Here is an 8776-nt window from a genome sequence, read left to right as displayed (position 1 = left end):
AATTCTAGAGCAGTTCACCCCTTTAATCGAAGCGATCGCGAACATCTGGCGAGGGTTAGCCATCCAGGCAAAGAGTTTCCACGTCATTGCGAGCGAAGCGAAGCAATCCAGCTCAGTGCACGGAGCTGGATTGCTTCGTCGCTTCGCTCCTCGCAATGACGGAGTCATAATTCTATCGCCAGACTAGCAAGCACAGCTTCGTCGGACTGGCGGCGTCACTTGATGTAATTGGCGAGATTCATACTGAGGATCTTACCGATTGCCGAATACGACGCCGTCAGTTGCGACTGATAGGTCGACAACTGCGCCGTGACGGCGGCGACGTCGACCGAGGTGAGATTGCCGGCGAGCGATTGCGCGAAACTCTTGTAGTCGCTCTGGCGCGAACTGGCGGACTCGATCGCGGAGGCGGCGTTGGACAGCTTCGCCTGGACGGTCGTGGTGGCATCGAGCGCCGTGTTGGCGAGGTCCAGCGCCTGCGAGATGTCGCTGGACGACAGCGACGAGCTGTTGGCGACGAAGCGCAGCACGCGCATCACTTGTTCGAATGCCGGATTGTCCGCGGTGACGCCGTACGAAACGGAATTGTCGGTGCCGACCCGGACCGCGGCGATCTGATCGTCGCCGCTATAGTAGCTGGTGTCGGCCGTCGTCGTGCTGCCGGTGCCGGACGTATAGGTCGAGATATCGACCGGAGCGGAGTCAGTGCTGCCGCCGGCAAACACGTATTGGCCATCGTACTGGCTGTTCAACAGCGAGGCCATCGATTGCAGCATTTCCTGCGCCGAGCTGATCGCCGACGCCCCGGATGTCGAGCTGCCGTTCGAAGCCGCGGTGAGTTGCGAACGGAGCTGCGTGACGATGTCGGTCATCGATCCGACAGCCGAATACATCACCTGGACCTTGCTGTCGGCCAGCGTCGCGGCGTCGATATAGGATTGCGCGCGGGAAATGCTGACCTGCAAGTTGACCACGTGCTGGGAGTCGGAGCCGTAGCCGGCAAGGCTTTCCGACTTGACGCCCGACGATTCCTGCAATTGCAACGAGGCGGTGCTGGCCTCGATCCGCATCGCGTCGGAGATCATCTGGCTCGACTGTGCGAAGGTTGCGATTCGCATCATCACCGGCCTACTCCACTCAGCCGGTCGACTGGACGGCTGTGATCAGCGCCGAGAACATCGAATTGATGACCTGGATCAATTCGGAAGCGGCGCTGTACTTGTTCTGCAACGTACTCATATTCGCCGTCTCCTCGTCCAGATTGACACCGGACTGCGACGACAGCGAACTGGCATAGGCAGATTGCGTGGCTTCCTTCGCCGTATAGGTGCTGGAAGCTTGCGAGGCTCGGGTTGCGACGTTGGAAACGATCGCCGCCGCAAAGTCGGCAAATGAGCCAGTAGTGGCGGCGAGCCCCCCGACGGCAGCAAAACTTGTCGAGGTCGTCAGGGTGTCGTAGAGCGAGTTGATCGCGCTGGCGGCGGTCGACGACACGACGGTCGCGCCAGTCGTCAACGACGAAGACGAATCCAGCGTAGCGAGTGACAGCGAAGACGATCCGGACAGCAGATCGCTCCGGACAGCGATGTCCGACGCTCCCGTTGCAGTCACCAGGTCGTTGAGTCCGAAGTAATCCGAAAACCCTGCGCTGGCGCTGCCCACCGCGCTGCTCATCTGATTGATCGCAACGCCGTTGCCGCTGTCCGTGGTACTGATGACGAGATGTCCGTCCGCGTTGATCGAGGCGGACAGCCCCGAAATTCCGTTGATGGCACTGACGAGCCCCCCGACCGTCGAATAGGACGACAGATCCAGGTCGGCATACGACACCAGTTTGCCGCTCTGGTCGGTGACCGCGAGCCGCACGGTGCCGGTCGCCGAGAGGGCATCGCTGCTCGAGACGGAAGCCGAGCCGGTCAGGCTCGAAGGCGGTGGCAGCGACGTCTGGGCGTTGGACGCGGCGTTCAGGCTCGAAGCCAATTGCGTCGCGAGCTCGTCGAGCTGCGACTGCATCGACGGCAGCGTCGAGTCGCGCAGCGTGATCAACGCCCCGACTTTTCCAGACGTGATCTGCGAGGTGATGTCGACCCCGTTGACAGTGATGCCGCTGAAGCCGCCGCTGGCATAGGTCGTCGAAGCGACGACGTTGGCGGCGGTCGTATAACTCAATGAATGGGCGCTACTGTCGACCAGCGCCTGGCCGGATACGGTGTAGATCTGCAAATCCCCGTTCGGCGCGGTGAAGTAGGAAATGTTCATCTGCGAGGAGATGTCCTGCAGCGCCGAATTGCGCTGGTCCTCGAGATCGGCGGTGGATTGGCCGGCAGCCGCGGCCTGTTTGATCGCCGTATTGAGATCCGCGATCTGTGTCAGGTCGTCATTGATGCTGCCGACCGCGGTGGAAATATCTTGGTCGGCATTGCCGCGCAGCTCCTGGATGCCATCGGAGGTCTGACGCAGCTGCGACACCAGCGCATCGAGCGTATCGACGACGTTCGCCTGTTGCGAACTGCTGGTCGGTGTCGACGCCAGCGACGACAGCGCCGACTCCAGGGACGCCAACGAGTTCGCCAGCGAGGTTCCGCTGGTCCCGTCCGAGGTGGTGGTGGTGCCGTAGAGCTGCTGAAGCGAACTCAGATAGTTGTTCGTGGTGTCGGCCGAACCGAGATCGGAGTTGGACGCGATCAGCGATTTCAACAACAGCTTGTCGACGCTGCTGCTGATGCCCGTGACGGTGACGCCGGTGCCGACACCGGCCGTGACGCTGCTTTCCTGGTCGGCGGTCTTCCGCGTATAGCCCTTGGTATCCGCATTGGAAATATTGGCGGAGGCGACGGAGATCTGCAGCTGCGTCGCCGACAGACCGCTGAATGCGATATTGAGCGCGGTGTTGAGCGACATCCCAGCCTCCGTCGTCGGCGCCGCTCGTCAGGCGCGGATGCTCGTCCCGGAGGACATCGGGCGCGCCGTCCGGGTGCCCCTGGCGCCGTAGGGCGAGGAATTGGCGAGCTGTTCACGGATCGCTTGCATCACCGCCTCGATCCGGCGGTTGCTGGCTTCGATCGCCGCACGCAGCCGAACGAGGTTTTCGTCCATCGAGCCGCGCAGTTGCAGGATGCGGTCGAGTAAACGGTCGCGGAGCTGGCGATTCTGGACGTGAATCACGTTCGAACCGCTGGTGCATTCGGCGACCCACCGCTCGAACACATCAGCAAGCCGCGCCTTGTCGTCGACCTGCTTGAGACGCGACGCCGGTAGCCCCCTGGCCAGCTCGGCGTTCTCGTCGTCGATCACCGCAATCAATTCGTCGATCAATTGGATCATCGCCAGCGCGCGTTCGTCGCTGATACCGGGCTTGCGTTCCTGTTTCATCTTCAAGTCCCTGTTTTCGACCATCGTCTCAATGCCGACCATTCCGGCCGGAACGCGCGCCGCGCGCATAGGCGGCGATCGCCACGTCCCGCGCGGCGGCGCGCTCCAACTCTTTCGCCACCCGGTCGCGCCCGCGAACCAATTTGGCGCGGATCCTCTGAATTTCGTCGACGAGCGCAATCATTTGCAGCTCGTCGCCTTTGGCCACCGAGGCGGCCCTCAGCTTCAACCTTTCGATGGTGGCCATCAGGTCGGAGGAGTTCAGATGCTTGTCGATCTCACCGCTCATCGTCAGCGCATCGCCGAGATCAAGGTGTCGTACATCTTGTTCACCGTCGTGATCACCTGCGATGCCGCCGAATAGGCCTGCTGCGCCGAGATCATGCTGCTGAACTGGCTGCTCGTATCGGTCGTGGACGACTCCAGCTCGCTGCCGTAGATGGTGCCCGCACCATTGTCTCCGGAGCCCTGGAGCGACGGATTGCCGGAATCCGACGTCGCCGAATACATCCCGTAGCTGTTAGCCGATAGCCCGTTGGGATCCTTGAAGGTCGCGACCGCGATCTTGTAGATCGCGATGGTCTGGCCGTTCGAATAGGTGGCGTTGACCAGACCATTCTTGCCCACAGCGATGCTCGACAGCTTGCCGTAGGCTAATCCGTCAGACGAAATGCTGGTGACGTTGATGCTCGGAGACGACGAGCCCGACGCGTATTGCGTGAGACCGTCAGTCTTGCCGACGGTCCCGAGATTGAGCGCGATCGTGCTGTCGCTGGCGCCGTCGGTCCAACCCGAAACGGCGATCGTGGGCGGACTGGGATTGGTCGATGCCAGCGATCCGTCACTGTTGAAGCTGAGAGATACCGAACCGGTCGTTGTGCCCGTGGTGGTTGCCGAATCCGACGACAGCGTCGGATTGCCGAAACTCGCCGACCAGGTGTTGGCGTCGGTCTTGGTCCAGGTGATCTGGATCGAGTTGGCGGTCCCCAGCGAATCGTAGGCCGTCATCGAACTGGTGTAGGTCGCGCCCGTCGCGGCGTCGGCCGGCAGATTAGCCGCGATGGTCGTCGTGGTGGTAGCGCTGCCACTGGTCGAAGCGACCTGGGTGTCGATCGGCTTTAGGCTGGCCGACGAGGCCTCGCCGGTCACGTTGCCGTCCGCATCCGTCCGCCAGCCTTCCAGATAGTATCCGTTGTTGACGAGATAACCGGAAGTATCGATCGAGAACGCGCCGTTGCGCGTGTAGTATGTATTCCCGTTAGTCTGCGCATCGCTGACGGCAAAGAAGCCGCTACCCTGGATGGCGACGTCGGTCGCATTCGAAGTCGCCGCCAGCAAGCCCTGCTGGCTGATGTTGGCACGCCCGGAAACCGTGACACCACCGGAGGCGTAGGACGACGAGGTGCTGGACGCCGTGACCAGATCCTCGAACATCGCCGAGGTGGTCTTGTAGCCGGTCGTGTCGGAATTCGCGATATTGTCGGAAATCATCGACAACGATTGGCTCTGGGCGCTGAGCGCCGAGATCGCCGAAGATAGTGCGCCGCTGAGACTCATAACGATGCTCCGTCCAGATCAGGAACTGACGCCGATAATGTTGCTGGCGCTGACAGGAACGCCGTTCACCAGGAGCGACGGCGTGCTCGTGGATGCATCGATGCCGGTGACGACGCCGGAGATGGTCGAGTATTGGTAGACGGAGTTCCCGGCGCTATCGGTCGCCGTCACCGACATGGTGTATTGGCCGCCGTCGGACAGCTGATTGCCGCTCTGATCCTTGCCGTCCCAGGTGAAACTGTTAGTCCCGGCGTTGCCGGTGCCGGTGCCGGTCCACACCGTGTTGCCGGACGAGTCAGCGATGGTGATCGAGACGTTGGACGATGACGACGACAGCGAATAGCCGAACGTGGCCGAGCCATCCGACAATGTCGCGGTGTTGGTCTTGGCCTGGACGGTGTGGCCGATGTAGTTGACCGAATTCAGCGTCACCAGGCTGGAGAACGAGCTCGCCAGCGAGCTCATGCTGGCGCTGGTCTGCTGCTGCTCGGTGAAGTTGGCGTAGGACGTGACCTGATTGATGAAGTCCGTCGTACTGGTCGGATTGAGCGGATCCTGGTTCTGCAGCTCGCTGACCAGCAGATTCAGAAAATCGGTCGAGCTGATCGTCGAAGATGAATCCGATGAGCTCGTCGTGGCCTGTGTTGTCGTAGCCGACGAAGTCGTGGCGGCAACGCTCGTCATGTCGCAAGCCTCCAGCCCGCCGCGCGTGATCGCAGCGAAGGCGTCGTGAGAAGTGAGGATCGAGGAACGACGGCCGTTGAGGTCGTCTGCTGATCAAACGGCCCGGCCCGGCTTTCCAGGCGCGGATTCATTCGCCGCGAACAGATTGATTAGTCGGCAGAATTTGCCGCCCGCAGGTGCGTACCGCCGATGTCGTGGCCTGGATCGGAACATCGAACGTCGCCTCGCGACCGCAGCATGTGTCGGCCGGATCGGTCGCAAGTATCGGTCAAAGTTTAGTTGAGGCGTTTCCGCTCGACGTCGGAGAGCTCAGCTTCGCAGGCTATCGCGTGCGACATCCGCCAGAACAGATGGGCGAGCTTGGTAAAGGCAATGCGTTCGCGTGCCGCGGTTTCGACGTCGGGAGGCAGCGTCACGGTCTCGATGCCGATGACGGCATCGAATCTCGGATCGTTGCCGATCGCTTGCGCGATCACCGACAGGCAGGCGGCGTCCTCCGCGGCTTCCGCTGCCGTGCTCGGCGCATGCGCCGGATGCTGCACGGCGGCCGAATAGAACCGGTAGGCGCCGTGCCCAATCTGCCGAACCAGGTTGTCCGGAATCGGACCCGCATTGCCGAAGCAGACCAACCTGGCATCGCGCAATTCTTCGGGCTCGAGCAGATCGAGCTCCGACGCCGCCACGTCGGTGCAGATCGACAGGCCCGGATTGTGCTCGCGGAGCAGCAGCGACAGCGCGTGCAGATGATCGGGGCTACCGGTCAGCAGGATGATTGTCTTGAGCATCTGCGATCCGTCCGGATTTTAGTGCTGCGTAGACAAGGTAGCGCCGCCGCGCCGGGGCAGCGACACGAAGATGTCGCGCGGGATGTGCTGCCCGGGCGTAATCTCGAGCAGGCTGGCGCGGGCCGAGCGCGCGGCGCTTCGCGCTGCCGCCAGATCATCGGCCCAAGCGCACAACGTCACTTCGAGCCGTCCGAATCCGCCGCACTCCTGCGCGAACGCGGAGGTCGTCTCTTCGAGCGTGCTGGCGACGGCGCGCGCATCGGCAGATGCAATGTCGCGCAGGATCACGGCGACGCTGTCGGTCGATGAGGTCGCCGACTGCATCACCACCTGGGAGTCACGGGATCCGGTGCGTCCGGCGCGGCGCGGTGCGCGGGCAATCGCAGCGAAGCTGGGATCGGGCCCGAGATCCGCCGTCGTGCTGGCGAGGTCGTGGACGATCGTGGCTTTATGTTCGGCCACATCCCCCTGCAGGGCGTGGTACGAGCGGGGCAGCCACACAGTGTCGAGGCAGCACTGCGAAGACGCCAGACACCAGGCCTGGTCGAGCAAGGCGCCGTCCCAAATCGTCGGGCACAGTGCGGCGAGCTGCTGCCATACGGCAAGGAAGCCTTCGGCGGCCTTGGTTCGGCCGAGATACACAGTTCGCGCCGACATCTCCCAACGATTCCATTTGTGGATCGCGACGTCGGCCGCCAACCGCGCCGGTAGCAACGGCAACTGGTGAATGTCGGCGCCAGTTTCGACAAACAGCAGCGGTTCCGTGTAACGCGCGAACATGCGGCTGAGGAACTCGACTTTCTCCAAGCAGCGCAGCCCGTCGTCGTCGCTCTCGGAGTCGAGCGGCTCGATATGCGCCGGCAAGCCATATTGCTCGGTGGCGCGCTGCAGTCGGATGGCAGCCGCTTCCCCGCTCCGCCGCGGATAGCACGAGACGACGCGAAGGCGGCCCGGTGCGCTTGTGGGGATCACCCCTTCGGCGAAGCCGACACCGCCCCACCACATTTCATGCGGCCCATCGGCACCGCCGGCGCCGACAGTGCCGTACTCAGTGAGCTTGGATTTCAGGAAATCGAACGCCGGGTTCTCGCTGAACGGCAGGACAACGACCGATCCGGCATTGATCGCGCTATAGAACAGCTGCGCACCGGCGCTATTGAGCGGATCCGTGACGATCAGCAGCCGGTCGTCTTCGACAACACGCTCGCCGCGCTGATAGAGTTTCGGCTGACCGAGCCGATCGGCCAGCCAGGCGAGCCGACGACGCTGAGCCGCGTTGAGCTTGACACTCGCCGACCGCAGAACGCTGTCCAAGTTGGAAGTCTCTGTATCGCAAATTGGGTGCAAAGCCGTCGATCACAAAGTGGGAGCTTCACCTTGAACGATCGAGCGCCGGCAATCAGGCGGGCAAGATTTCAACTTCCGACGCAAAAATTTGCTACCGCGAGTCCGGCAACGCCACTGCAAGCCGTCGGGCTCCGATCGGAGTCAACGCCAGGGTGTAGATCGCCACAGGTGTTCGCAGCGGTTCGACCTGCACCAACAGACACACCTCGTCGGATTCGGCCTGGTAATACCGACCGTTGCGGCGCAGGCCGGCGTCGACCAGCAGCCTTGTCGGAACGCTCGAAACCTCTTGCGACATCGCCGCTTCGGCAACAGTCTTGGCGCGCTGAACGACGACGCCGTCGAGCATTCCCTCCGGCGCCAGCTTTCCGACCGGCAGCGCTATGGCCGCGGTCGCCATTGCGGTCGAGACCGGCACGCGCACCCGCAGATCTCCCATGCCGGTGAGAAACACCGTCACGGTCTCCAGCGAAACAACGCCGTCGGCGCGAACCAAGCCGATCTGGACCGAGCCGCACGCGGTTTCACCGAGGACATCGGTCGACAGACGGTTGGCCCCGAACAGCGTGTACCAATAAGCGTGGGCGGGCGACAGCGCGGCGAAGCTGCCGGCAATCCACATCGGCGGTGGGACCGTATTGCACGCGCCGACGAATCCGCGCGCCAGAATTTGGCGATGGATGAACGCCCCGTCGACCATCGGCGACAGGGTGGACGTGCCGAGATTGACGTCGTGCTGGAAGGCGTTCAGCAGCGACAATTCCTCGTCGTCTGGCAGCAGCAGAAGACGGCCGATGACAGCAGCGCTCCAAGCCGCAGTACGCTTCAGATCGGCATAGGGCGCCAGCCTGAAGGCCGAGGCGACTTCCGTCGAGACATCGGCGAATGCCAATGCACCGGCCTGGACCTCCGCACAAAGGCCGATCTGCGCCACAGAGCGCGGATTGGGTTCGCGCAGCACACGGCTGCCGTGATAGTCGCGTACCGACCCCTCGCCCGAGCAGCAGATCTGCTCCAGCATCAACGCGTGC

The 8776-nt window shown here is 62.8% G+C and carries 9 protein-coding genes and 1 pseudogene; 1 reads left to right on the top strand and 9 read right to left on the bottom strand.

Annotated elements, in window-relative coordinates; all coding sequences use genetic code 11:
• Positions 1-187: hypothetical protein (locus I5M_RS33315; protein WP_210161611.1), on the top strand; the 187-nt coding region annotated here is incomplete at its 5' end.
• Between the two features lie 28 nt (positions 188-215).
• Here the strand turns inward: I5M_RS33315 and I5M_RS04710 are convergent.
• The 9 genes and pseudogenes from I5M_RS04710 to I5M_RS32640 form a co-directional block, all read right to left on the bottom strand.
• On the bottom strand, positions 216-1124 hold the full coding sequence (locus tag I5M_RS04710) for a flagellin (RefSeq protein WP_022720352.1): 909 nt from the start codon (positions 1122-1124) through the stop codon (positions 216-218).
• 13 nt (positions 1125-1137) lie between these two features.
• The gene (flgK, locus tag I5M_RS04705) at positions 1138-2901 is read right to left on the bottom strand and encodes a flagellar hook-associated protein FlgK (protein WP_022720351.1); all 1764 of its coding nucleotides are present in this window, start codon (positions 2899-2901) and stop codon (positions 1138-1140) included.
• Between the two features lie 27 nt (positions 2902-2928).
• On the bottom strand, positions 2929-3372 hold the full coding sequence (locus I5M_RS04700) for a hypothetical protein (RefSeq protein WP_031335394.1): 444 nt from the start codon (positions 3370-3372) through the stop codon (positions 2929-2931).
• A gap of 28 nt (positions 3373-3400) precedes the next feature.
• A complete protein-coding gene (locus I5M_RS04695) occupies positions 3401-3661 on the bottom strand; it encodes a hypothetical protein (RefSeq protein ID WP_022720349.1) in 261 nt (86 codons plus the stop codon).
• A 2-nt stretch (positions 3662-3663) separates the two neighbouring features.
• The gene (gene flgE, locus I5M_RS04690) at positions 3664-4929 is read right to left on the bottom strand and encodes a flagellar hook protein FlgE (protein WP_022720348.1); all 1266 of its coding nucleotides are present in this window, start codon (positions 4927-4929) and stop codon (positions 3664-3666) included.
• Between the two features lie 18 nt (positions 4930-4947).
• The gene (locus I5M_RS04685; protein ID WP_022720347.1) at positions 4948-5613 is read right to left on the bottom strand and encodes a flagellar hook assembly protein FlgD; all 666 of its coding nucleotides are present in this window, start codon (positions 5611-5613) and stop codon (positions 4948-4950) included.
• Positions 5614-5888: 275 nt separating this feature from the next.
• Positions 5889-6398 (bottom strand): hypothetical protein, encoded by a 510-nt coding sequence (locus I5M_RS04680; protein WP_022720346.1) that lies wholly within the window; start codon positions 6396-6398, stop codon positions 5889-5891.
• A gap of 18 nt (positions 6399-6416) precedes the next feature.
• The gene (locus tag I5M_RS04675) at positions 6417-7712 is read right to left on the bottom strand and encodes a hypothetical protein (protein ID WP_022720345.1); all 1296 of its coding nucleotides are present in this window, start codon (positions 7710-7712) and stop codon (positions 6417-6419) included.
• A gap of 124 nt (positions 7713-7836) precedes the next feature.
• Positions 7837-8776: pseudogene (locus I5M_RS32640) on the bottom strand (hypothetical protein); the annotation flags it as partial.

The sequence above is a fragment of the Rhodopseudomonas sp. B29 genome (assembly GCF_000333455.1).
Taxonomy (GTDB): domain Bacteria; phylum Pseudomonadota; class Alphaproteobacteria; order Rhizobiales; family Xanthobacteraceae; genus Rhodopseudomonas.
Note: the sequence above shows the minus strand (reverse complement) of the source record. Positions and strands in the feature narration are given on the sequence as shown.